This is a genomic window from Pseudoalteromonas translucida KMM 520 (assembly GCF_001465295.1).
Lineage (GTDB): Bacteria > Pseudomonadota > Gammaproteobacteria > Enterobacterales > Alteromonadaceae > Pseudoalteromonas > Pseudoalteromonas translucida.
Genome location: NZ_CP011034.1, coordinates 2,937,645 through 2,962,290, shown reverse-complemented (window position 1 = coordinate 2,962,290; position 24,646 = coordinate 2,937,645). Strand labels below are relative to the sequence as shown.

The 24,646-nt window shown below is 39.4% G+C and carries 18 protein-coding genes; 7 read left to right on the top strand and 11 right to left on the bottom strand.

Going from position 1 to position 24,646, the window contains the following annotated elements:
- The first annotated feature begins 2 nt into the window (after positions 1 to 2).
- Positions 3 to 3,776 (top strand): PAS domain-containing hybrid sensor histidine kinase/response regulator, encoded by a 3,774-nt coding sequence (locus PTRA_RS13715; protein WP_058374608.1) that lies wholly within the window; start codon positions 3 to 5, stop codon positions 3,774 to 3,776.
- Positions 3,760 to 4,659: a GGDEF domain-containing response regulator gene (locus PTRA_RS13710; protein ID WP_058374198.1), complete on the top strand. Its 900-nt coding sequence runs from the start codon at positions 3,760 to 3,762 to the stop codon at positions 4,657 to 4,659. The genes PTRA_RS13715 and PTRA_RS13710 overlap by 17 nt, the downstream gene beginning before the upstream one ends.
- A 138-nt stretch (positions 4,660 to 4,797) precedes the next feature.
- Here PTRA_RS13710 and PTRA_RS13705 read toward each other — a convergent pair whose 3' ends face one another.
- On the bottom strand, positions 4,798 to 5,742 hold the full coding sequence (locus PTRA_RS13705) for a D-2-hydroxyacid dehydrogenase (protein ID WP_058374197.1): 945 nt from the start codon (positions 5,740 to 5,742) through the stop codon (positions 4,798 to 4,800).
- A 503-nt stretch (positions 5,743 to 6,245) separates the two neighbouring features.
- Between PTRA_RS13705 and PTRA_RS13700 the strand changes: the two genes are divergently transcribed.
- The 4 genes from PTRA_RS13700 (at position 6,246) to PTRA_RS13685 (ending at position 13,059) form a co-directional block, all read left to right on the top strand.
- Entirely contained in the window at positions 6,246 to 7,379 is a 1,134-nt protein-coding gene (locus PTRA_RS13700) for a 1-acyl-sn-glycerol-3-phosphate acyltransferase (RefSeq protein WP_011329266.1), read from the top strand.
- Between the two features lie 305 nt (positions 7,380 to 7,684).
- Entirely contained in the window at positions 7,685 to 7,930 is a 246-nt protein-coding gene (locus PTRA_RS13695) for a DUF1289 domain-containing protein (RefSeq protein WP_058374196.1), read from the top strand.
- Between the two features lie 200 nt (positions 7,931 to 8,130).
- Entirely contained in the window at positions 8,131 to 8,334 is a 204-nt protein-coding gene (locus tag PTRA_RS13690) for a DUF3283 family protein (RefSeq protein WP_011329264.1), read from the top strand.
- A 219-nt stretch (positions 8,335 to 8,553) separates the two neighbouring features.
- Positions 8,554 to 13,059 (top strand): EAL domain-containing protein, encoded by a 4,506-nt coding sequence (locus tag PTRA_RS13685; protein ID WP_058374195.1) that lies wholly within the window; start codon positions 8,554 to 8,556, stop codon positions 13,057 to 13,059.
- 57 nt (positions 13,060 to 13,116) lie between these two features.
- Here the strand turns inward: PTRA_RS13685 and PTRA_RS13680 are convergent, their stop codons facing one another.
- A complete protein-coding gene (locus PTRA_RS13680) occupies positions 13,117 to 14,070 on the bottom strand; it encodes an ion transporter (RefSeq protein ID WP_058374194.1) in 954 nt (317 codons plus the stop codon).
- Complete coding sequence (locus PTRA_RS13675; RefSeq protein ID WP_058374193.1) at positions 14,071 to 16,737, bottom strand: bifunctional acetate--CoA ligase family protein/GNAT family N-acetyltransferase; 2,667 nt, start codon at positions 16,735 to 16,737, stop codon at positions 14,071 to 14,073. It abuts the gene before it with no gap.
- A gap of 112 nt (positions 16,738 to 16,849) precedes the next feature.
- Here PTRA_RS13675 and PTRA_RS13670 point away from each other — a divergent pair, with 112 nt between their 5' ends.
- Entirely contained in the window at positions 16,850 to 17,566 is a 717-nt protein-coding gene (locus PTRA_RS13670; RefSeq protein ID WP_058374192.1) for an SIMPL domain-containing protein, read from the top strand.
- On the opposite strand, the gene PTRA_RS13665 is transcribed toward PTRA_RS13670, so the two are convergent.
- The 8 genes from PTRA_RS13665 to PTRA_RS13630 form a co-directional block, all read right to left on the bottom strand.
- Positions 17,535 to 18,221, bottom strand: a complete 687-nt coding sequence (locus tag PTRA_RS13665) for a hypothetical protein (protein ID WP_058374191.1) — start codon at positions 18,219 to 18,221, stop codon at positions 17,535 to 17,537. The two genes, PTRA_RS13670 and PTRA_RS13665, sit on opposite strands and share 32 nt — an antisense overlap.
- 192 nt (positions 18,222 to 18,413) lie before the next feature.
- Positions 18,414 to 20,246 (bottom strand): DUF885 domain-containing protein, encoded by a 1,833-nt coding sequence (locus PTRA_RS13660; protein ID WP_058374190.1) that lies wholly within the window; start codon positions 20,244 to 20,246, stop codon positions 18,414 to 18,416.
- A gap of 60 nt (positions 20,247 to 20,306) precedes the next feature.
- Entirely contained in the window at positions 20,307 to 21,443 is a 1,137-nt protein-coding gene (gene hemW / locus PTRA_RS13655) for a radical SAM family heme chaperone HemW (RefSeq protein WP_058374189.1), read from the bottom strand.
- A complete protein-coding gene (locus PTRA_RS13650) occupies positions 21,440 to 22,039 on the bottom strand; it encodes an XTP/dITP diphosphatase (RefSeq protein ID WP_058374188.1) in 600 nt (199 codons plus the stop codon). Before PTRA_RS13650 ends, hemW begins: the two co-directional genes overlap by 4 nt.
- A gap of 7 nt (positions 22,040 to 22,046) precedes the next feature.
- Complete coding sequence (locus tag PTRA_RS13645) at positions 22,047 to 22,490, bottom strand: DUF4426 domain-containing protein (protein WP_058374187.1); 444 nt, start codon at positions 22,488 to 22,490, stop codon at positions 22,047 to 22,049.
- Positions 22,491 to 22,547: 57 nt separating this feature from the next.
- Positions 22,548 to 23,081, bottom strand: coding sequence for a YggT family protein (locus PTRA_RS13640; protein WP_058374186.1), 534 nt, complete (start codon positions 23,079 to 23,081; stop codon positions 22,548 to 22,550).
- Between the two features lie 12 nt (positions 23,082 to 23,093).
- Positions 23,094 to 23,915 carry a pyrroline-5-carboxylate reductase gene (gene proC, locus PTRA_RS13635; RefSeq protein WP_011329253.1) on the bottom strand — a complete coding sequence of 274 codons (822 nt, stop codon included), beginning with the start codon at positions 23,913 to 23,915 and terminating at the stop codon, positions 23,094 to 23,096.
- Between the two features lie 17 nt (positions 23,916 to 23,932).
- The gene (locus tag PTRA_RS13630; RefSeq protein WP_058374185.1) at positions 23,933 to 24,646 is read right to left on the bottom strand and encodes a YggS family pyridoxal phosphate-dependent enzyme; all 714 of its coding nucleotides are present in this window, start codon (positions 24,644 to 24,646) and stop codon (positions 23,933 to 23,935) included.

Genomic DNA, 24,646 nt, shown 5'->3' with positions numbered 1-24,646 from the left:
AGTTGACGTTTTTACCCTTAAAAGATTATTACCGCTCTTTAGTTGTGGCTTTGGCCGTGCCTTTGTTTGTGGCTTTATTATTATGTTTGCACCTTTACAATATTAAGGTTGAGCGTGCGATAGAAAAGCGCCATGGCGATTTTGCTAATGTATCGGCGCAAATTGAACATACTATGGCTGGGGTAAATAATTTATTTACCGCTATGTTTAACTTGTATCACCAATCTAAGCCGCATTTAGCAGATAGCACAATGCCATTGCACGTTAACCAGTATGATGGCTATTACTATCGTTATTTAAGTAATTTAAATGGCGAAATTGTAGGTGCGGGTGAATTTTCTCAATCGCAAAGTGCCTTATTACGCTGGCAAAAAGTTGTCATGTTAGCCCCTTCATTTAACACCACGTTAGCGCTAATGCAGTCATTAAGTGCTGTCGCTTATGTTGATGAGCAAGGTTTTGCTTACGTTGCCAGGCGAGATCGTAGCCAAAGTGCCTTTTTAACTGATGTTTTAAAAGGCAAATTTAAACCACCATTTTTAACCGAGCAACTCAGCTCTAGCCAAATTATTAAAGTTGGTAATAAAGCCTACTTTGCCGTTGGCCGACAACAAGATATTAACTCCCTAGATTACATAGTCCTTATTTATGACTTACAAGCTATTTCTAATTGGCTAAAAAAAGTATCGCCGCAGCAAGGCGAATATATATTTATGAATCAGTATCATGAGGTTATTGCCAGCTCACAAAAGTTGATAAACAAAGCCGTTAAATTAAATCAGTATTGGCCGGCAGTATTAGTAGAGCGCACTAGTACTAAGGTAGTTAAAGGCAATCAGTTTTTAATGCAGCCAATTGGTAACTACCCCATACATGCTGCCTACCATGAGCCAATAGAGCAGTTATCTGCGCCCATTATTTACGAAACAGCGATAGAATTTATATTTTTGACCGTGTTTTTAAGCATTATGTTTAGCGTGTTTTTTTGGTTGAGCCAGCGCATTTTTATCAAGCCGATGACCTTTTTAATGCGTTATTTAGAGCACAACGACACTATAACTGGTGAGCAGTTAAACTATAAAATTCCTTTAAATTGGCAGCCATGGTTTTTAAAAGTAAAAGCTATTTTTGCTAAAAATACTCAGCTGGTCGAATCCCTACAGAACGTTAATAAAGATTTAGATAAAAAATTGCAGCTACAGTCTGAAAAACTAACGAGCAGCTACGAAGCCAAAGAGCGTCATTTAGCTTTGCTTAATACAGTGCTAAATAACGTTCCTGACTTTATTTATTTTAAAAGTATTGATGGTTTATTTTTAGGTTGTAATAAAGCATTTGAAACATTTATTGGTAAAAAGCAAGCAGCGCTAGTTGGTAAATTAATAGAAAATGAGAGCCGCGATAGTAAAAAAATGAGTAAGCTAGAACAACAAGTACTGCACAATCGAACGCAAATTCAACAACGTATTGATAGCGCAGAACGCTCTTACTTATTAACCATAGCGCCATTTTATAATGAACAGCAACAACTGTTAGGCGTTATGGGAATTGGCCGCGACATAACCGAGCAACAGCAAACCCTACACGCATTAAAAGAATCAGAAACTAAATTTAGAAGTGCGATAGAGTTTGCGGCTAATGGAGTGGTGTTGCTTTCACTTGATCATACTATTTTACAAGCTAATAAAGCGGCTAGAGAGCTATCTTCTGAGCAAGCGTTATTGGCGGGAGCACCTTTGAATAGGGCATTTAGTAACCCCCAATGGCAAGAAATTAAAGCTACGTTAGCGCAATTACTGAATAATAAAAAACGGGTATACCATTTAACTTTAGCGCACGGCGAACTGGCAGATTGGTTACAGCTGAGCGTGTCGTTAGTGTGGAATGAAAATGCCGAGCCGTTGTATTATGTTATTCATATTCAAGATATAAGTATATTAACCAAAGCAAAACATGATGCAGAGCGCGCCACGTTAGCAAAAAGTCGGTTTATTGCTAATTTAAGTCATGAGATCCGCACACCGCTAAATGCGGTATTTGGTTTACTTGATATGCTTATTGAGCAAGGACTTACGCCAAAACAATTAGAACAAACCGCGCAAGCTAAGCACGCAGCACACAGCTTATTGTTAATGCTTAATAGAATGCTTGATTTTGCACGGGTAGAAAGTGTGGCAGCGCAGTTAGAACTCGCGCCATTTAGCGTGGTTGAGTTGGTTGATATTTGTGAAAGTTTAACGGCCCCTTTATGTGAAAATAAAGGGATTGAATTGATTATTGATATTGATCCCCTAATTGCCCCCAACCTTACATGCGACGGCATTCGCTTACAGCAAGTGTTAGGTAACTTGCTAACTAATGCCGTTAAATTTACTAAAACCGGTAGTATTATCCTTAAAATGGATTTATTACCAAGCGATTCCCCAGAGCAACAACATATTTGCTTTAAGGTAATAGATACCGGCGTTGGCATAGATAAAGCCGATCAAAGGCGCTTATTCGACGCCTTTACCCAAGGGGATGAATCATCAACGCGAACTCATCATGGCGTGGGCTTAGGGTTGGCCATTGTAAAGTCGGCGGTATTGTTAATGGGTGGCGAAATAGCGCTAAATAGTGAAAAAGGCCAAGGGTGTGAGTTTCACTTTAGTGTTTTATTAGATGTTGTTGTACCTGCTTGTAAGCAACTACCTAATAATACATTAGTTATTTTATCGGCGTACAGTCACGAATTAACTAAGGTTATAAATGCATTTCCTACGCTTACTCATACTAATTTAGAGCAAGTATTAACATCTCCTCGGGAGCATTTAAACAACAAACAATTAATAATAGACGCCGCAGATTTACCTGCGTTATTAGCGGTAGCTGTAATTAAGGATATTTTATTTGCAAAAGCAATCACGCTTATTGTTGTAAATCATCAAGCAAGGTTAAATTTTCCGAGCAGCATGGGCTTAACTGTACAGCATATTAAAACATCAGCGCTTGCACAGCGATTGTTTAATTTAAGTTTAGAGTCTGAACTAAAAATAACGAGTACTACGAAATTAAACCCAAGTGTGTCGGGTCTGTTAGTATTAGCGATTGACGATAATCAATTAAATTTAGAAATAATTAGCAGCGTGTTACGCCAAGCAAAAGTTAATGTGGTTACAGCCACCAGTGCCATTGATGGTATGGCATTATTACCGGATTTAATGCCAGACTTAATTTTAATGGATGTGCAAATGCCCCACTTAGATGGTTGCCAAGCAACAACTTTAATTAGGCAGCAATATAGTGCAGACCAATTACCTATTTTTGCACTAACCGCTCATTGTGAGCCTGCTGATATTGAACGATCTTTAGCGTGTGGCATGAATAAGCATTTAACTAAACCTGTGGTTGCAGAAGTGCTTATAGATGCAATAACCGATTTAGCACCTTATAAGCCGAGCTTTTTTGAGCACTCGTTTGCTTTAACTCAGTTTAGTTTAAACGAAACACTGCTTAACACTATGATTGGTAAATTTGCTAGTGTGTGCAAAACTCAATTAGCGCAGCTCAAAATAAGTAATAATAAAGATGACTTAACTCGTATAGCGCATAGTATTAAAGGCGTAGCGGGTAATTTAGGCTTTAGTCGGCTGTCGCAATGCGCACTGCAAACAGAAAAAGATCTTAAAACAACCGATAAAGCTGTTGAAATAACAACGAAAGAGCTTATTATGCAGTTAGAACAGGTGGTTGTTTTTATAAACGTTTTAGGGGCAATGGATGTCAAAAAAAGCTAAAGTATTAATTGTTGATGATGATGCTCTTAATCGAATTGTACTCGAAAAAACACTTAGCGATGAGCATGAGGTGTTTTTAGTTAAAAGTGGTGACGAAGCGCTTACTTTTATAAAAACAACACAAGTTGATTTAATTATACTCGATATTGTTATGCCAGGAATGAATGGCTACGAAGTACTGGTTAAATTAAAAGAAGATTCAGCAACGCAAATGATCCCGGTTATTTTTATATCGGCAAATAGCAGCCATGATGACGAGTCTAAAGGTTTAGAGCTAGGCGCAATGGATTATATAACTAAGCCATTTTGCTCATCAATTGTGCGTGTAAGAGTACGTAATCAACTACTTATTAAGCAAAAAAATGATTTGCTTGAAATGTTAGCTTCGATTGATGGCCTAACCGAAATACCCAATAGGCGTAACCTAGACGAAAACCTATCTCGTGAATGGCGTAAAAATAAACGCAACAACACACCACTTTCAGTGCTACTTATGGATATAGATCACTTTAAGCGTTACAACGATACTTATGGACACCGAGCAGGCGATGATTGCTTAAAAGCGGTGGCTCAAGCACTTGCTGCACAATGTGAGCGTGGCAGTGACTTTATTGCACGCTATGGCGGAGAAGAGTTTGCAGCCGTGTTACCCGGTGTAGATAAAGCTGAAGCGACAGGCTTTGCAAATAAACTACGTAATGCTGTTAATGCATTAAATATAGCGCATAAAGCATCGCTTAATGCTGAGCATGTAACTATTAGTATTGGTGTAGCAAGTACTGAAAACGAAAGTATTGAAACTGAGCAGGCACTTTTAGAAGAAGCTGATTTAGGTTTATATGCAGCAAAAGAGGGGGGTCGTAATCAAGTTGTTGCTCGCTAATTAAACCTTTATTTGTAAAGTAAACGCCAACGTTATTGGCGTTTAATAGTTAATTTACCGGATGAACACGTTTTAAAAAGTGTAGCGCTTTTTAGAGCTACACAGCTGGGCATTACAGCAGGGCACTAAAGCAAGGTATTACACTAAGCGATTACGTGATTGCTGCTGCTTAAACGCCACAATATTTAAACTTACCTCATCTACCAAACGTACAATTGACTCAGTGCTTGCCCAAGCAATATGTGGCGTAAGCAGTAAGTTATTGCCTTTATAATTAGCCAGTGGGTTAGTTAGTTCAGCGGGCTCTTTAGTTAGTACATCAACCCCAGCACCTGCAATTAAATTTTGCTCAAGAGCGGTAGCTAAGTCTGCTTCGTTAATAATGCCGCCACGTGCAGTATTAATGATAATGCTACTTGGCTTCATCATTTTAAGCTCATTGAGTGTAATTAGATCGCGAGTTTCATCGGTTAACGGGCAGTGCACACTAATTATATCGGCCGTTTTAATTGCTTGTTCAAAAGGAACCCGACCGTCGCGGCACTGTGCCCCTTTGCGCTCGGCAGTAATTACATTTGCGCCAAAAGCGCTAGCAACCGTTGCAACCGCACTACCAAGTGTTCCACCACCAATAATAGCGAATTTTTTGTCCTGTAAATCGTTAAAGCTATAATCTAGGCGGCAAAACATTTCACTTTTTTGCCATGCACCTTGCTGGCAATCTGCTTGGTAGCGATGCGTATTACCTAATAAATTAGTGATTAAAGAAAAGGTATGTTGTACTACAGAAGGTGTTGAATAGCCGGCAACGTTGGTTACTGCAATACCAAGCTCTTTAGCTGCTACTAAATCTACATTATTAGTACCTGTGGCACTAACACAAATTAGCTTTAGTGATTTTAATTGGCTCATTGTTTCACGGTTTACAACTGCTTTATTGGTAATTAAAACGTCAGCATTTTTACTATGAGCAATAATTTGCTCCGCACTTGTTAATTCATGAACGGTAAGCTCACCTAATTGAGAAATACAATTAAGTGATGTTTTAGCAAGAGTCGCATTATCGAGAATAGTAATTTTCATATTTTTTCCTAAAATTAAACCTCATTTAAGAGAGTTATTTGCAATGCTTACATTGCTTGATTTGAGGTTGTAAATATTTGCAGTGCTAATGAAAGCAAATACAGCGCAGCATACGTATGCAAGATTAATACACTAAAGTACTATAAAGCATACACTTTGTTAATTTTAAAGTCGTAAAAAAGTAGGCCAACTTAAATGTGGTCTGCCCACTAGGTTAGTTGTTACATGCTACCCTTTACGGCTATTTTGTTGTACTGGCGTCGCCATGCAGCTTTAGTTAAAGCTATTAGCTTTAACTAATATTCACTATAAATAACAACAGGGCAATGTAAGTTGCATCAAGTGTGCAAACTTATAAACTTGCCGACTAAACTATAACTCTATTTGAACTAGGTAAATCGAACTTTAGTATTGCTAGTTTCGTATTTTTGATTGAGTTATAATCAAAATTAGACACGACGGTGCGCTTTGGCGTGCCGTTTTTAACTTTGTAGATGCGCTAAATGATTGAATTAGAAGATAAGTACGCTGACATAAGACCTTACAATGATGATGAAGTTGCCACTTCGCTGAAGCGTTTAATTGACGATAATGCATTTATTGATGTAATTGCAAAGTACAATTTACCACGCATTTTATCGGCAATTCCATTTGTTGCACGACCATTAATTAGACAGCAACTACGTAAAAAATGGGGCCAAATTAATAGCGTTGAAGATGTACAAAATGAAGTTGCAAAGTATTTAAATAAGTTAGTAAAACGCACTACGTCAGAAGTCACTTTTTCAGGGTTAGATAAACTCGACCCTAATCAGGCCTATTTATTTATATCGAATCATCGTGACATTGTGCTCGATCCGGCTTTAGTAAATTGGGGATTGTTTCAACATAAAATGAAAACAGTGCGTATTGCAATAGGTGATAATTTATTGCAAAGACCCTATATCACTGAGCTTATGCGATTAAATAAAAGCTTTATAGTAAAGCGATCTGCAAAAGCGCCTAAAGAAATGCTTAAAGCATTAACGCAGTTATCTTCCTATATTTATGACTCACTAACAGCGGGAAATTCTATTTGGATAGCGCAAAAAGAAGGGCGAGCAAAAGATGGTGTAGATCAAACCGATCCGGCACTATTAAAAATGCTACAACTAAATGGGCGTAAGCAAAAAAAAGAATTTGGCGATTATATTAAAGAGCTAAAAATAGTGCCGGTATCAATATCGTATCAATACGAACCCTGTGCAATTGCTAAAGCAAAAGAGCTTTATCATAAACAACACCATGGTCAATATGTAAAATCTGTAGGTGAAGACATAGCCAGTATTGTTGAAGGCTTTAGCTCATCTAAAGGGCATATTCATTTAGCTTTTGGACAGCCGATAGAGTCACATTGCGACAGCGCAGATGAGCTGGCTAAAACAATAGATAAACAAATAATAGATTCATTTTATTTGCACCCAGGTAACTTTATAGCAGGCGGTTGTACAGAAGCGGTCATTAATAAAGCCGACGCTGCAAAGTTTGCAAAACGTATGGATAAAGTGCCCGAAGAGCTTAAACCTTTAGTATTAGCTATGTATGCAAAGCCATATCATCGTAAAGCAGAAGTAAATATTAAAAGTTGTGAGCATTAAAAGCTAAAGGCCGTTTTTGGCGGTTATATTTTAGCTTTCAGTAAGCGATAAAAGTCACTCAGTATTTATTTAAAGTATTTTTTATTACTGAAAGCTAATTATATATCCGCGAAGTAAGTTTGTACTACAGCTTCAGCGCATGTTGGGCTGTGGTTTATGAGCTCTCCCCCTGATACCTACATTTTAGTGACTTGCGCTCTGGTTAAAAGATTTACTAAAGGCTCTTAGCTAATTATTTACAAGGCTGCTCTTTGAGTAAATAACGCTATACTTAACCTGTATCTTCATAAGTGTGGGGAGGGGCAATGCAACAAATTGAAATATTTGATATTCCAAGCCCTTGCAAGAGTATTTGTTTGGTTAATAATAGGGGATATTGTAAAGGCTGTTATCGCAGCCGCGATGAGCGTTTTTTATGGAATTCGTTAACCAACGCACAAAAGAAAAAGGTATTAAGTTTGTGCCAGCAGCGCTACAAGCGTTTTATACAGAAAAAATTAGACGTTACTGCTGCTAGCGAATTAATTAATCAGCAAGGTTTTGACTTTTAGTTAAGGTGCGTGCCCTTTGTGGATTAAATTTGCAATTACCTGAGCCAATAAGCTATTAAATTCCCAAACATAATATAACATTTGGCTGGCTGGCTGGCTGGCTGGCTAAGCTTGTTGGCCTAGATGCTTTATTAAAGCAGCATTCATTACTATTTATAAGTATAATAATAAAAAATATTAAGTAAGTAATAGGAGTTACTGTGAGTTTTAATTTATGTAATTTACCTCGTGAGCAGAAGTATCAAATTCAGTTAGATTATGAGGCCTCTTTTTGGGCGTATCAAATTAAGCGCGGAAAAAAAACACGTGAGCAAATATATAACACCCTCCATAGTCGCCCTATTGCAGAGCAGGCTTCTTTAAAGCAACAATTTGAAAGATATTTAGCACTAATGTTGGGCTAATGTTGTACTTTTTTGAGCAGCTCGAGTTGATTTAAAACTCTTTAGTTTATAGGATTTATACATTCATCTCTAAAAGTAGACCTGATTTATATTGCACTATTGGTTTTAACTCAACGTTAACATATAATCATTCCTTAGTAGTGCTTTTGGCGTGTACCAATATCGCATATCGTCGCTGTCAAATACCTATCAGAAACAACATAAAAAGTGGGATCAAGAATGGGTAAAGCTATTAACAGAACAATAAGTTGCTTAATCGCACTTATGCTAATAATGAGTAGCCAAATAAACGCACAAGTGAAGCGCTTATCTCCTAGCGAGGGGCTATCTCAAAGCTATGTTAATACTATGCTTATTGATAATAACGGTTACTTATGGCTTGCGACAGAAGGTGGCCTTAACCGTTATGATGGCTACCAAGTAATACCAATTAACGGGCCTAATGGTGAGCTTGAAGAAGCTATTATTGATCGCATATACCAAGACACTCAAGGGCATATTTGGATTGCTTCACTGCTGGCAGGGCTATTTCGTTATGATCCAACTACCGATTCTTATAAACAGTTTTTAGAAAAGCCGCTAAGCGAAGAGCAGATAATTAATCAATCTGTTTTCAGCATGTTAGCAGTTGATGATAAAACCCTCTGGATTGGCCGAGGCCGTGACTTTGCAAAGCTTGATATTGAAAGTGGTGAAATAACCACTATTTTTGAGCTCCCGAGTAAATACAAAAGCACCCTAGTTAGAAAGCTCTTTTACTATAACGGCTATATATTTATTGGTACGAGTCATGGTGCTTATGTGTTTGATATTGCCAGTGAAAAAGTGCGGCCATTAGAGCATTTACGCACAGAGGCAGAGCATATTTATCAAAATAATGTGAAGTCATTTGCTATCGCTAACAATAATCAGCTATTAGTGGGCGCTGTTAAAGGATTATACCAAGTTGATATTAGCAATTTATCTAGCATGTTTGAGCGCCCCGATGTGGCATTTAACAATAGTGTATTGCTTGATAATTTAAATATTTGGCAAATTACAAATGACCATGAAAAAATTGATTTAGCGACTGATAAAGGGTTGTTCAAGTTTAATTTAAAAACGGGGGAAATAATAAAAAACACCCGAATTAACCAAAGTAAATATACCCTAGCCGATACCAGTATTATTGATATGGTTAAAGATAATTCTGGTGGAACATGGGTGGCCACTAAAACAGATGGGGCGTTTTATTTAGCTAATAATAACTACCAGTTTACTAATGTTGAGGGCAGCATGCTCGGTGGTGACGGCTTATCGCATCATTCAATTTGGGGCATTACTGAGTATAAAGACAAGCTATGGCTAGCTACGCATAATGGTTTAACTGAAGTTGATTTAGAAACAAATATAGGCAAAACGTATTTACAAGATTTTAAAGTTGATTTGCTAACCACTGAATTTACTATTTATAAAATAATGCCTTATAAAAATAAATTGTGGCTGCACTCCAACAGAGGTTTATTTATTTTTGACCCTGTTAGCCTACAATTAACTGAGCCGCAAACACAAAATCCGAGCAACCAAAAGCTGATCACTGGCTGGGTTCATGGAGTTACTTTAATGCCCGATGGTAACTTGTACTATGTACACTCAGATCATGGCATGCTTATGTATAACATTAATACCCAGCAACTAACCCAGTTAGAGGGCGAGTTTACTCAGTTTGACCCTTTTTTAGCGCATGGATTTTTACCACCATTATCGACACAACCAGATAAGCCTTTATTTTTTAGTGGTGGGATTTTATATCAAGTTAATCCTCACAGTCTAACTCTAAAAATAATATATAAGGTTCCTAAGCAGCATGAAAATGTTGCCGTAAATGTGCTGTCGTATGAAGTTGATCGCAATAATATTTTATGGCTCTCGTTATCCAACTTTGGCCTGATTGGTATTGATGCCTTAACGTATGAACTTATTCATACTGTTGATTTAGACAAAAACAAATTGGGTACCTTATTGTACGATATGGTGCTAGATGACGATGGCATGATTTGGATGAGTAGCCATAAAGGCATTTGGCGTTTAAACCCGACTACATTGCATTTTCAGCAATTTACTACGTCAGAAGGGCTACTCTCTGCAGAATTTAACAGCGGCGCTATGGCACATTTAAAAGATGGGCGTATTGCTTATGGTAGCCTAAAAGGCTTTACCTATTTTCACCCAATGAACAATCAAAACACCAAAGCATTAATTGATCACGTTAATATTACTCGGATCAATTTAATGTCGCGAAACTTGTCGCTTAACTTACAGCAACCACTTGAAGAAATAACTTTAAATCATGACGATATAGGTTTAGAAATAGCTTTTTCGGCAATGTCGTTTAGTTTTCAAGAGCGGATTATTTATGAGTATCAGCTCGATAACGGGCAAAAAAGTTATACCCGAAATAACAGAGTGCTCTTTCCAAAATTAAATCCGGGTAACTACCAATTAAAAGTGTGGGCTAAAGACCCATTAACCGGCGAATATACGTCGCCCGCTAGTTTAAAAATAAAAGTGAAATACCCACTATGGCGTGCCCCTTATTTTGTGGTGCTATATGCATTATTGTTAATTGCTTTAGTGGTTGCTTGGGTAATGCGCCACAATAAAATACAGCGTATTTTATTGGCAGCTCACAAAGAAAGTAAAGAAAGCGAAGCGCGTTTAAAACTGGCACTTGAGGGCAGTGAATCCGGGGTTTGGGATTGGCAGTCAAGCAGCCTTAGTATTTATCAACCACGGTTAATGAATGAATTAGGCTACAGCGTTGAATGCGTAAATTTAGATGACTATTTAGTAAAAATACACCCACAAGACAGGCCTTTATTTAGATTGGAGTGGTTAGAGTTTTTATCTACTGATAAAGGATCTTTTAATTGCACCTATAGGCTTAGGCATGCAAAAGGGCATTGGCGCTGGTACAAAGATTTTGGCAAAGTAGTAGAGTGGCATAATAAATTGCCGCAAAAAGTGGCCGGAACTTACACTAATATGACCCGTGAAATGGTGTTTGAAGAGCACGCTCGCTTATTTACAGCAGCCTTTGAGCAAACTCGAGATTGGGTATTTATACTCGATAAAAACTTTAATATACGCGCCTCTAATAAATCATTACAAACGGCGTTTAACTTTCCAGCTGAGCCGCGATCTAGCCGAGTACTTAATTTAGGAATTTCGCGCAGTAGCCGTTTTGATTATTTGCGCATTATGCAAAAGCTCAATGTAGGGGAGCACTTTTCTTGCGAAGACACAGTAACATTGGTTAATAACGAGCAACGCCACGTGCTTGTTAAAATAAGTGCAGTTGCCGATAACGAGCACAGGTTAACCAGTTACGTTGTTATTTTAACCGATATAAATGCACAAAAATTAGCAGAAAATGAGCTACATATACTCGCCAACTACGATCAGCTAACTAGCCTGCCAAATAGAGCATTATTTAATGACCGTGTAATACATGCAATTGAGCAAGCACAGCGCCATAACAGCAAGGTTGCTTTGCTGCATATTAATATTAAACGCTTTAAACACTTTAATGATTCGCTAGGGCGAGAAGTTGCCGATGAATTGATTAAAACAGTGGCAGAGCGATTAAAAAGTACTTTACGCCCCAGCGATAGCGTAGCTCGATTTGGTGGTGATGAATTTGTTGTGTTGGTGGAAGATATACAACAAATAGAAGAGGTACTGCTCGTTTGCACTAAATTAATGGACTGTGTTAATAAAAATATTGGCCTTAATGGTCAAATAATTAATATTAATTTAAGCATTGGTGTTGCCACATATCCAGATGATGCGCAGCAATATAAAGATCTATTAAAAGCTGCCAATATTGCTTTATACCACGCTAAAGATAATTTAGAAGGGAGCTATAAGTTTTATAAGCAAGAGATGAATCAACGGGTGCAAAAAGCACTGCACCTAGAATCGCAGTTAACTAAAGCCTACCAAGAGCATGAGTTTTGTAATTATTATCAACCTATTATAAATGCAAATAGCCAAAAAACCGAAGGCTTTGAAGTATTGCTACGCTGGCCAAAAAATCAATTAGTGAACACTCAAGAGTTTTCGTTAGCGGCAGAGAGTATTGGTTTAATTACAAAAATAATGTTGCAAACATTGGGTCGTGCTTTAGAGGAATTAGTGGCTTGGCGCAAAATTGCTCCCGAGTTATATTTGTCGATTAACTTATCGGCACTCGATTTTGAATTTGAACACTTGGTGCCTGAAATTAAAAAGGCATTAATTAAAGCTGCTATACCTTCTAAGGCGATTGTATTTGAAATAACCGAATCAATATTAATGCGCGATTCAAAGCAGGCCTTAACGAGCATGGATATGTTAAAACAACTAGGTTGCAGGCTTTATATGGATGACTTTGGTACAGGTTACGCATCGTTAACTTATTTGAAGCGCTTTCCTATTGATGTATTAAAAATTGACCGGAGTTTTGTACAAGATATAGGGGTTGATTCTAATGATGAGGCAATTATCCAGTCTACGCTTACTTTAGCCCACAGCCTAAATAAAGAATGTGTGGCAGAAGGCATTGAAAGTACCAACCAATTAGTATTTTTAAAAGCACTTGGTTGCGACTATTTTCAAGGTTATTTATTTAGTAAACCTGTGCCCACAAATGCAGTTATTCCTTTAATTACTCGCGATTGGAGCGACGTGTTTAAGCAAGACTAAAGGGAATCCTTTAGTGCGTGGTTGCCAGCAAAAAGCTGACAACTACTTTTAACCTATTTATGGGCGCTTGCCACAGTTTCTACAAAACATGTGTTCGCTGCGCTCGTTAAGTTGGGCTTTTATGGCTTTATTGGCTTCTAGTTTACTCAGCCCTAGTTTGTAACGCAGATCTTCAAGATGACTGAGGTGCTCCTTGTTGAGAGTGCCGTTAGTGATCTGTTCGTGTACTGCATTTTCGAATACTTGACGGCGTTTACGTACTTGCTCTGAAAAGCTCGATGCAAGTAAGCCGGTAGGCACTGCAACCATTCCCATACTCACTAGGGTGATTACTCCACCAAATAGTTTACCAATGGGGGTTATAGGTACTACATCGCCGTAGCCCACGGTAGTTAGCGTTGCCATAGCCCACCACATTGCTGCAGGGATAGAGCCAAATTTATCGGGCTGTATATCGTGTTCAAGCAAGTAAATACCACAAGAGGCTAAAATAAGTACCACGGCCATAATAAAAAAAGCCGCTAAAAGAGTACTGCCTTCATCAATAAAGGCTTGTAAAAGCAACTGCATAGCACGCGAATAACGGGTTAACTTAAATACTCGCAGTAATCTTAAAACCCGTAAAAAACGCAAATCTAGCATAAAGAAAAACATCAGTAAGCTAGGTAATATAGCAATTAAATCAATTAATGCTAAAGGCGAAAAAATATAGTGCAATCGGCGTTTGCTGTTTGAGCCTTCAATAGCTGCATATTTAACTCTGTCTACACAGGTCCAAAGCCGTATTATGTATTCAATAGAAAATATAGTTATGGAGACAATTTCTAATAAGAAAAATTCTTCATGGTACTGCTTAGCAATACTTGATACTGACTCAAGGACAATGGCAACTACGTTGACCATTATGAGACAAACCAGCATTACATCAAGTATGTGCCCCGCGCGCTGATACTCTCCAGAGGCTTCAAAAGTGTGCGCAATTTTTTGTCTAAGTTTTCGTATATAGTTCATTTATAGTTTAAGTACCATATTTATACTGCCTTCTTCAAAGTCGCGGCTTATTTTAAAGCCCAATTTACGCGCAAGCTCAATCATGCCGGTGTTCTCTGGCAAAGTAATTCCTTCAATAGATTTAACTCCTTGGCGCTTACAGTGCTCAATTGCGGCTGTCATTAATATACGACCGAGCCCAAGGCCTTGGCAGTCTGAGCGCACTACAACGGCAAATTCGGCCTGTAAATTATCCGGATCCATTATAACGCGCGATACGCCAAGAGTGCGAGGTTGCCCTTGATGTGCTTGAGATACAATAAAGGCCATTTCACGGTCGTAATCTATTTGCGTCATTTTAGCGAGTTGGTCGTGATTAAACTGCCTTAACTCTCCAAAAAATCGTTTATAGCGATCCTCTTTGGTTAAAGACTGATCGAACTGCTGATGTGCTTGCTCGTCTTCTGGTTTAATTGGGCGCAGCGTCGCTTGGGTATTATTTTTTAACGTTACGGCCTCTACCAATTCAATCGGGTAGGGGCGAATAGATAAACGTTTGCGGTGCGTTTGCACTCGATAGCGGTTAATGGTCATGGTGGCGTCGAGCACTAAAAATTGCCCATTGCTGGCTAATATAGGGTTGAGCTCTAAGGAGCTAATGTCAGGCTGATCAATTACTAACTGCGAGATGCGAGTAAGCAATGCGCAGAGTCTATATTTATCTACTTTTTCAGGCAGGATACGATCCTTTAGTACGCCTTTATCGTGCGCCGCGGCAATTAAGTATTTTGCTAGGTTCATATTTAGCGGGGGCAAAGCTACTGCTGCTTGTGCGTATTCAAGGCCGGTGCCTGCTTCTCCTAGTAAAATAACGGGACCAAAATTAGGCTCTGTTTTTATTGCTATTCGCAGTTCGTTGGCTCCAGCACGCGGCGCCATTTTTTGCAGCGAAAAACCATCAATAATGGCATCGGGATAAGTGTTCTTTATTCTTAATAACATCGAAAAGGCAGTTTGCTCTACTTCTTGGGCGTCATTTAAGTTAAGCACTACGCCACCCACTTCAGATTTTGAAGGAATACTTGGGCTAATTAATTTTAGCGCCACCGGAAAGCCCAACTCAATGGCTTGCTCTTTTGCTTCTGTTGGCGTGTAAGCCACTTCAGTTTGAATACACTCAATACCGTAATGACTTAAAATTTGGCTCGCTTGATGGGTCGGTAAATAACTTTGCCCTTCTTCTAAAAACTCATTTACTAAGGCTTTAGCTGCCGACTTATTAATTTTTGTATCTACGGTATTCGACTCAGGGGTTTGGGTTAAATGCTTTTGATTACGTCGATAACTGACTAAGTGCATAAAAGCCCCAACAGCGCCCTCGGGAGTACGATAAGTTGGGATCGCATTATTAGCGCAAACTCGCCTAGCAGCATAGGCGGCATCTTCACCGGTAAAGTTAGTGATAACATACGGGCGTGCCATTTTAGGGAGTGCTTGTAAGGCTTCAACAATAATATTTGCATAGTCTTCGCTAGGTGCTAGCGCAGATGGAGTGTGAATAATCAGTAAGTTTTTTACTTCAGGGGCTTTAAGTAGAATTTCTAACGCGTGCTTATAGCGGCTTGGGGCTGAGTCACCAAAAATATCTACCGGGTTTGAGGCCTTCTCTGAGCGAGGAATTACTTTATTGAGTGCATCACATGTCTCGTCACTCAATTGCGTTAATTTACCTGAGCTTTGTATTAGCTCATCTACTGCCATTACGCCAGGGCCGCCACCATTGGTTAAAATAGTGAGCTGCTCTACTTTTAATAATTTAGGGTGCATAGCTAATGTTTGTGTTGCAGCAAATAGCTCGCGCAAATCGTTTACTCTTAACATACCCGCGCGCTGAAATAGAGCATCGTATACCGCATCTGAGCTATGCGCTATTCCCGATTGAGCTTCAGCGGCAATCGCGCCCGGATGAGTCCTGCCTGTTTTAATTACAATTACGGGTTTGCTAAAAGCGGCCGCTCGAGCTGCAGAAATAAAGCTGCGACTGTCCTCAATGTTATCTATGTAGAGCAAAATAGCCGTAGTTTTAGCATCGCGACCTAAAAAGTCGAGCAATTCAGTAAACTTAATATCCAGACAATCGCCCATTGACACAAAGTAAGAAAAGCCAATTTCTTTGTTTTTTGCCCAATCTAAAATGGTTGAGCACACTGCCGCTGATTGCGACACGAAAGCGAGTTTGCCAGGGCTCGCTACAGTGTGTGAAAAACTGGCATTTAAGCCAATATGAGGAATTAATAATCCTAAAGAATTTGGGCCCAACAGCGTAACTTGATGGCTACGTGCGCACTCTTTTAAAGTTTGTTTTTGTGCGTTACTTAAGCCGTCAGCAATGATGATGGCATTATGACAGCCCAGCTTTCCAAGTTGCTCAATAATAAGGTCTAAAGTGTTTTTATTAGTACAAATAACCGCGAGGTCAGGTACTTTTGGCAAGGCATCAATACTAGGGTATGCCAGTACACCATGCACCGCAGTATGATTTGGCGTTACTGGCATAATTGGCCCTTTAAAACCACTTTGCAATAAGTTACGCATAACTACATAACCAGCGCGGGTTGGCGTGTTAGATGCACCAATAACGGCTACCGAGCTTGGGTTAAAAAACTGACTGATCCGCTTGAGACTCATGGCTTTTCCTATGCTGATTAATCTTTGCTATCTGTTATTTCACAATGTACTCTGTTTATATTATATTTTCGAGCGTTTAGGGTTGTTTTAGGCGCTTAACAAGGGAGTTTTAATGAATAAAACATCTAACTTTAATATTGTTATTGCGGCTATATGTTTAAGTATAGGCTTAATTAGCTTAGGGTTTATTTTAAAAGGTGCAGCGCTTGATATCAAAGGAATGGAACGTACCGTACAAGTAAAAGGATTGGCTGAGCAAGAAGTGATGGCCGATACCGTGATCTGGCCACTGCAATTTAGTGATGCCGACAATAACTTAGAAGCGTTAGTGAGCAGAGTTGAAGGTAAAAACGATGCAGTAATTGCATTTTTAAAGTTACACGGCTTTGATGATGAAGAAATTAGCACTGGCAGCCAATCAATTATAGATAAACAAGCTCGCGAATACGGCAGCGAAAATCAACAATTTAGATATATAGTGCGCTCTAATATTATTGTTTATTCAAATGCGCCCGACAAAGTAAAAAATGCCCTGAGCAAGGTAAGTCAGCTGGCTAAGCAAAATATTGCCATAGTGCAAGACAACTACGAAACCCGTGTGGAGTATATGTTCACTGGTTTAAACGATATTAAACCAGCAATGGTACAAGAGGCCACCGAAAAAGCCCGCGAAGTAGCGACTAAATTTGCTAAAGACTCAAATTCAAAGTTAGGTAAAATAAAAACGGCTCGCCAAGGACAATTTAGCATTAGTGATCGTGACTCTAATACGCCGCAAATCAAAAAAATCCGCGTGGTTACCAGCGTTGAATATTACCTTTCTGACTAAGTAAATTAATCACTTGAGGTATTGAGCGCTGTAAATAGGCAGCGCTCAGTAACAGCGTGGTTTCGTTTACCGTATTGCCTTGTAATACATTTAATAGTTGCTGTTTTGCTTGTGCATTTTGCTTTTGCTCCATTTCCATTAATGCGAGTAGCGCCGAAAACTCATGTTTTATTGGCGTAGTCGGTTTATTTGCATAAGCAATATAACAGGCAACTGGCGTTAACCCTTGCTGGTTAGGCAGTGCCAGCGCTTTTAGTAAGTCATCGTTAGATTCAAATAACATTAACGAACGTACATAGTTAAACGGTAAATTGTTTGCATCAGGTTGTTTAAACACTGTATGCAACACAGTATTACTGGCCTCATTTTGCGCCAAAAAACCCTTGTTAACTTTAAGTGCAGGCGTAAAAAAGCTTAAAGCATCTAGGGTGCTTAGTTGGCTAATAAACGATGTTGGTAAAGGGTTGTTGGTTAAAATACGGATTGCCACATTTTGCATAAAGTTATATTTAACACTCATTCGCTGCGCGCTTTGATACAAGTGCATTAATTGGTTTGCTTGCTGAGCTGGGGTTAACTGCTTAAAGTCGTTATCAAGCTCGTCGAGTTGATACTTAGCAAGGCGTGCGTTAAGTAATTGTATGCATAATTCCATGGCTTATCCCCTTAGTTTATTGTTACCTAACATGAACTCTGGTTAAGAGATTTACTAACGTATTGAATCATAGTTATATTTAATTTTATTATCCGGAGCTCAGGTTACCTACTCTAGCTTAAACAATTGGCTTATAAAACAAAAAAAAGGCCGCATAAGCGACCTTCTATATTATTACTGAGTTATTGCAAGTTAAGCTTGTTTACTTGCTATCCACTGATTAACAAAGTCTTCTAGTACGTTAAGTGGTACTGGGCCATTTTTAAGCACTACGTCGTGGAACTGGCGAATATCAAACTTATCACCTAGTTGCTGCTTTGCATTTTCACGCAGTTCTAAAATCTTCAGCATACCCACTTTATAAGCAGTTGCTTGCGATGGCATTACAATGTGACGCTCAACCATTTTAACCCCGTCAGAGGTCGCATTAGGCGTGTTATTTACGTAGTAATCAATACCTTGTTGGCGGTTCCACTGCATAGCGTGAATACCTGTATCAACCACTAAACGTGCTGCGCGCCATAACTCCATCGAAAGACGACCAAAGTCAGAATATGGGTCTTCGTATAAGCCCATTTCTTTTGGTACTAGCTCAGAGTATAAGCCCCAACCTTCAATATAAGCAGTGTAGCCACCAAATTTACGAAACTTAGGCACGCCTTCTAGCTCTTGCGAAATCGCAATTTGCATATGATGCCCCGGAATGCCTTCATGATAAGTTAGAGCTTCCATTTGGTAAGTGGGCATCGCTTCCATGTCGTAAAGGTTGGCGTAGTAAACACCTGGACGAGAGCCATCTGGTGCTGGTTGTTGATAAAACGCCTTGCCAGCTGCTTTTTCACGAAATGCTTCAACGCGTTTTACAATCATATCGGCTTTTGGTTTTACAATAAATAACTCATCAAGACGCGACTTCATATTATTAATTAGGTCGGTTGCTTGGCTAATATATTGCTCTTTAGCTGCATCAGTATTTGGTAAATAAAACTGCTTGTCGGTTTTCATAAACTGCATGAAAGCAGCTAAATCGCCTTTAAAGCCTACTTTATCTTTTATGGCGCGCATTTCATCATGAATACGAGCCACTTCAGCAAGGCCAATAGCGTGTATTTCTTTTGCTGTTAGGTCTGTGGTGGTAGTGCGCTTTAACGCATTGTTATAAAACGCTTCGCCGTCAGGAAATTTCCATGCACCGTCGCGGTTATCTGCGCGTTTTTCAAGTTGGGCTATATAATTAATCAGTTTAGAGTAAGCCGGTTTAACAGCCGACTTTAAAGCATCTACTGCATCAGCGGTTAGGCTGTCTTTTTCGCTTTGACTGATCTCTAGTTTATTAACTTTACGTTTAAAGTCGCTAAGTAAAGTAGAGTCGTCGCCTTGCTCAAATGGAGCGCCTTTAATAATGTTTTTGCTTGAGTCGATAACATGCGGGAATACAAACTTAGGGGCAATAATACCTTTTTCAGCACGTACTTCTAAATCAGTAATTAACTGATCAAATACAGCTGGCACACCGTTTAAGCGAGATATATACGCTTTAGCGTCTTTTACATTACTAATTGAGTGTTGATTAATTAAAAATGCCGCGATCATAGAATGAGTGCCGTACATTTGGTTTACCGGGTAACTGTGGTAACGCCATTTGAAGTCAGCAATTGAGTTTTCAAGATCTTGTTTTTTTAAGTCGTAACTTACTTTAGTTGCGTCATCAAGCTGAGCACGATTAATGCTATTAAGCGTTACTAAATCAGCTTTGGTTTGTGCAAAGTCTTTTAATTTTTTCGCTTCGCTACCATCGTCCCACTTGTCGTAATCTTGCTTAATACCCATGTATGTTTGATATACAGGGCTGCTCATTACGTCACGAGTAAAGGTATCTTCAAAAAAAGCATTCGCTTTGTCTATTTCACTTTGTACTGGTTGTGCTTGTACCGCTGGTGCTGTTGTTACTTGTTGTGTAGCTTGCTGGCAACCAGCAAGTAGTGCAACGCTTACTGCAGCTGCAATAAAAGTAAATTTACGCATTATCTATCCTCTTGATGTTAGAAATTTATTATTATAATTTTGTAGGCCTAGAGCCTAGCGTTAAACAAATAACTCTAGCAGATCATTTAAAAAGCGCTGACCTTTTAGTGTTACTTGCCAATGGCTATCAGTTTGTATTAATAAGCCCAATTTAATTGCCTGTTGTAGCGCGTGTTGTTGGCTTTGTAATGGTTGCTGTGTAAGCGCATTAAAGTCGTTAATAGGGCACGGCTCTACTAGACGAAAGCGGTTCATAAAAAACTCAAATGCTAAATCGTCTTGTTCAACCTGCCAGCTTTTAAACAAGTAAGGTTTGATCAGATCCATGTAACCACGCGGGTGCTTAACTTTTTCGGTGCGGGTTATTATGCCTGTATTTGCATCAGTTACCTTACCATGCGCGCCACAACCAATACCGATATAATCGCCAAAACGCCAATAATTTAAGTTGTGTTGGCATTGATAGCCAGGCTTTGCATAGCCTGATATTTCGTATTGCTGGTAACCGGCTTGTGCGAGTAACTCTTGGCCTTGCTCTTGAATGTCCCACAGCGTTTCGTCTTGTGGCAGGGTAGGCGGCTTAGAAGCAAATTGTGTATTGGGCTCAATAGTTAGCTGATACCAAGAAATATGCGGCGGGTTAAGGGCAATAATTTGCTTTAAATCGCCCAGTGCATCATCGAGAGTTTGCCCAGGTAAGCCATGCATTAAATCAAGATTAAAGCTATTTAACCCCGCTTCTTTGGCTTGCTCTGCGGCGTAGTTTGCCTCGTCGCTGCCATGAATACGGCCAAGCGCTTTAAGCTTGTCGTTTTGCATGCTTTGCACACCAATAGAAATGCGGTTAATACCTGCTTTTACATAATCTTTAAAGCGGCCAGTTTCAACAGTGCCAGGGTTTGCTTCAAGGGTTATTTCGCAGTTATCTTCAAGCCCAATAAGGCTTTTAACTTCACTAAGTAGGCGTGTGTAAGCTGCGCCAGTTAATAAGCTAGGTGTGCCACCACCAATAAAAATACTATGAATTTTACGCCCTTGGACTAAATGCAGGTCGGCTTTTAAATCATCAATTAAATGCTGCACATATTCAGCTTCAGGAATTTCACCTTTTTGTCCGTGGCTATTAAAGTCGCAATATGGGCATTTTTGCACGCACCAAGGAACGTGCACATATAAGCTTAGTGGTGGTAGGTTCACAGGCCGCCTTTTAGCTTAAGTTGCTGTAGTAAATTTTGTAATGCTTGACCGCGATGGCTAATGGCATTTTTTTGCTCTTTTGTCAGCTCGGCACTGGTGCAATTAAGCGTTGGTACAAAAAATACCGGGTCGTAACCAAAGCCGCCTTCGCCATTTTGGGTTAGGGTTATTTCACCTTCCCAACTGGCGCTACAAATAAGCGGAGTTGGGTCATTAGCGTGGTGCATTAATACCAGTACACACCAAAAGCGTGCCGTTCTAATTGGGTTATTACCCAGCTCAAGTAGTAGCTTATCTATGTTATCTTGATCAGTTGCACCTGCACCGGCAAAGCGCGCCGAGTACACACCTGGCGCACCATTTAAACCATCGACCTCTAATCCCGAGTCATCAGCAATAGCAGGCATACCGGTAATTTTGGCTGCATGGCGGGCTTTAATAATGGCATTTTCTACAAAAGTGGTACCGGTTTCGGCCACCTCACCTACGTTAAAGTCGCTTTGCGGCACAACATTAATATTGAGCGGGCTGAGCATGTTTGCAAGTTCATTTACTTTGCCTGGGTTGCCTGTGGCAAGTACTAAAGTTTTTATCATAAGTTATTTAATCTACGTAAAATTTTTGCTGAAACTGTAATTTTTGAAATTGTGAGTCTTGCTGTATTTCAATCTCAAAACGTAAAACTTCTTCGTTAGTGTAGTTAACTTGAGCAAGGTAATAAATTGCATCGCCTTCAATTACTTCTTTAAAGTTAAGCGTTTGTTTATTGCCGAGTAGATTTTTAGCTGTGCCATTTAGTACGGCTTTTTGCGCCGTGTTATCGGCATCGTTAGCTAATATAGATATGTTAACAATCCCTTTGTAGCCGCTACGCTCAAGATCATAAGCTTGGGCTATTTTAGGTTGCACAAAGGTTGAAGGAAAAGCAATGTAATGTACTTGCCACTGACCTAACTCTTTGTACTGTGCGCCGGAAACTTGCTCACTGTGGGCATTAAAGGTAAAAGCTAAACAGGTAATAAAAAACAATTTAATTAACCGTTGCATAATTAACTCCTAAAACATAAAAAGAGGTCTAGTGACCTCTTTAGCTAAAATAAACGCTTAAACTAATAAATCCATAAGCAGCATTTGTAAAAACTGTATACCAATAATAAGCACTAAAACCGATAAATCTAAACCACCTAGCGGCGGTAGAATTTTACGAATAGGTTTTAACATAGGTTCAGTTAGCTGGTGGAATACCGCTTCTATTGGGTTATAGCCTTGGCTAACCCAGCTTAAAATAGCGCGAATAATAAGTACCCAAAAAACTAAATTTAAACCTTCTTTTAGTACGGTGATTAATGCTTGAATAAGTACAGGTTGTATAGCCCATGACTTATAAATAAGCCACATAAGCACGCTTATTTTGGCTGCGGCAACAAAAAATGCCAGCAATAGCGAGGCTAAATCAAGTCCTCCAAACCCAGGAATGATTTTACGCAGTGGCTTTACTGCGAACGAGGTGGCTTTAACCACAAATTGGCTCATTGGGTTGTAAAAGTCGGCTTTTGCCCACTGTAGCCAAAAGCGCAGTAATACCACCATTAAAAACAAGTCAAACAGGGTACTGATTAAAAATTGCATGGCATTCATAATTTAACCTTCTTAAAGTTCTTGTTCCATTTGCTGTGCACGCGTAATACACGCATCCATGGCATCGGCAACGGTTTGGGTTAAGCCTTTATCTTTTAAATGCTCAACGGCTGCATGCGTAGTACCACCTTTAGATGTTACGTTTGAGCGTAACTGAGAAATGGTTATATCGGGTTGGCTGAGTGCCATTTCGGCAGCGCCAAGTGCTGTTTGTTGTACTAAGCGACGTGCATCTGCATCGTTAAAGCCCAGTGCTTTGGCTTTCTCTTCTATGGCTTCCATAAATAAGAAAAAATAAGCAGGCGATGAGCCTGTAACCGCAATAATATCGTTAATTTGCGATTCTTGTTCAACCCACACTACAATGCCAGTGCATTCAAAAACTTGTTGTACAAATTCGTGCTCGCTTGGCGTTTCGCCAGCGCCATATAAACCCGATACACCACGGCCAAGCAGTGAAGGCGTATTAGGCATACAACGTATCATTTTAACGTCTTGGCCAAGCATTTCGCGCAAACGTTTTACGGTTAAACCAGCTGCTACTGAAATAAACAGTTTATCGCTAAAGTCGACACCCGATTCTTGAAACGATTTACATAAATCGCCCATCATTTGTGGTTTAACAGAAAGAACAATTACGTCAGCATCGCGCAGGGCTTCGTTATTGTCACTGGTGGTTTTTACCTTGAAATCGGCTGCTACTTTGGCCAGCTTTTCTTGGTTACGGTTTGTGGCAATAATATTGTTTGCATTAAACCCATTTTTTACCATGCCACCAATAATGGCGTAGCTCATATTACCTGTGCCTATAAATGCGATTGTTTTATCTGACATATATCTGTTATCACCTTTTAAGTTCGTGTGCCAAAAATGTCTGTGCCGATCCTCACCATGGTTGAGCCTGCACTAATTGCAGCTTCAACATCATTGCTCATCCCCATCGACAAAGTATCTACTTGAGGATATTGGGTCTGTAGTTTATCAAAGCAAGTTTGTAATTGCTTAAAATATTGAGTTTGCGTTGTAATATCGTCACTTTTAGCCGGAATAGCCATCAGCCCGCGTAAAGTTAATTGCTCACACTGGTTAATAAAGCTGGCCAGTTCGGCTACTTCATTAAGCTGGCAACCCGACTTAGCTTCCTCATTACTAATATTTACTTGAATAAGCACATTAAGCGCGGCTTTATTGGCTGGTCGTTGGTTGTTTAAGCGTTTCGCTATTTTAATCCGATCAACACTTTGTACCCAAGCAAAATTGGCGGCCACTAGTGCGCTTTTATTTGATTGAATAGGGCCAATGAAATGCCAAATGATATCGCTATATGTGTGTAGTTGCGCTATTTTATCTACAGCCTCTTGAACATAAGACTCACCAAATTGGCGTTGGCCATGCTCGTAGGCAGCAATAATATCGGCACTTGGTTTGGTTTTTGATACTGCAAGTAAGGTTATTTCGTTACTATTTCGTTGGGCATTTTTTGCCGCGCTAGCAATTCTAGCGTAGGCGGATGTAAGTCGTTCTGCTATTGTAACCATATATTTATCAGTTAGTTGTGGAGTCAT

Excerpts from the sequence above, each read along its gene's own strand:
- PTRA_RS13670 (WP_058374192.1), top strand. The coding sequence starts at position 16,850 with ATGAATAAAACATCTAACTTTAATATTGTTATTGCGGCTATATGTTTA.
- PTRA_RS13630 (WP_058374185.1), bottom strand. The coding sequence starts at position 24,646 with ATGACTCCACAACTAACTGATAAATATATGGTTACAATAGCAGAACGA.
- PTRA_RS13685 (WP_058374195.1), top strand. The coding sequence starts at position 8,554 with ATGGGTAAAGCTATTAACAGAACAATAAGTTGCTTAATCGCACTTATG.
- PTRA_RS13660 (WP_058374190.1), bottom strand. The coding sequence starts at position 20,246 with ATGCGTAAATTTACTTTTATTGCAGCTGCAGTAAGCGTTGCACTACTT.
- PTRA_RS13700 (WP_011329266.1), top strand. The coding sequence starts at position 6,246 with ATGATTGAATTAGAAGATAAGTACGCTGACATAAGACCTTACAATGAT.
- PTRA_RS13675 (WP_058374193.1), bottom strand. The coding sequence starts at position 16,737 with ATGAGTCTCAAGCGGATCAGTCAGTTTTTTAACCCAAGCTCGGTAGCC.
- PTRA_RS13665 (WP_058374191.1), bottom strand. The coding sequence starts at position 18,221 with ATGGAATTATGCATACAATTACTTAACGCACGCCTTGCTAAGTATCAA.
- PTRA_RS13640 (WP_058374186.1), bottom strand. The coding sequence starts at position 23,081 with ATGAATGCCATGCAATTTTTAATCAGTACCCTGTTTGACTTGTTTTTA.
- PTRA_RS13695 (WP_058374196.1), top strand. The coding sequence starts at position 7,685 with ATGCAACAAATTGAAATATTTGATATTCCAAGCCCTTGCAAGAGTATT.
- PTRA_RS13705 (WP_058374197.1), bottom strand. The coding sequence starts at position 5,742 with ATGAAAATTACTATTCTCGATAATGCGACTCTTGCTAAAACATCACTT.
- PTRA_RS13650 (WP_058374188.1), bottom strand. The coding sequence starts at position 22,039 with ATGATAAAAACTTTAGTACTTGCCACAGGCAACCCAGGCAAAGTAAAT.
- PTRA_RS13680 (WP_058374194.1), bottom strand. The coding sequence starts at position 14,070 with ATGAACTATATACGAAAACTTAGACAAAAAATTGCGCACACTTTTGAA.
- PTRA_RS13710 (WP_058374198.1), top strand. The coding sequence starts at position 3,760 with ATGTCAAAAAAAGCTAAAGTATTAATTGTTGATGATGATGCTCTTAAT.
- PTRA_RS13645 (WP_058374187.1), bottom strand. The coding sequence starts at position 22,490 with ATGCAACGGTTAATTAAATTGTTTTTTATTACCTGTTTAGCTTTTACC.
- proC (WP_011329253.1), bottom strand. The coding sequence starts at position 23,915 with ATGTCAGATAAAACAATCGCATTTATAGGCACAGGTAATATGAGCTAC.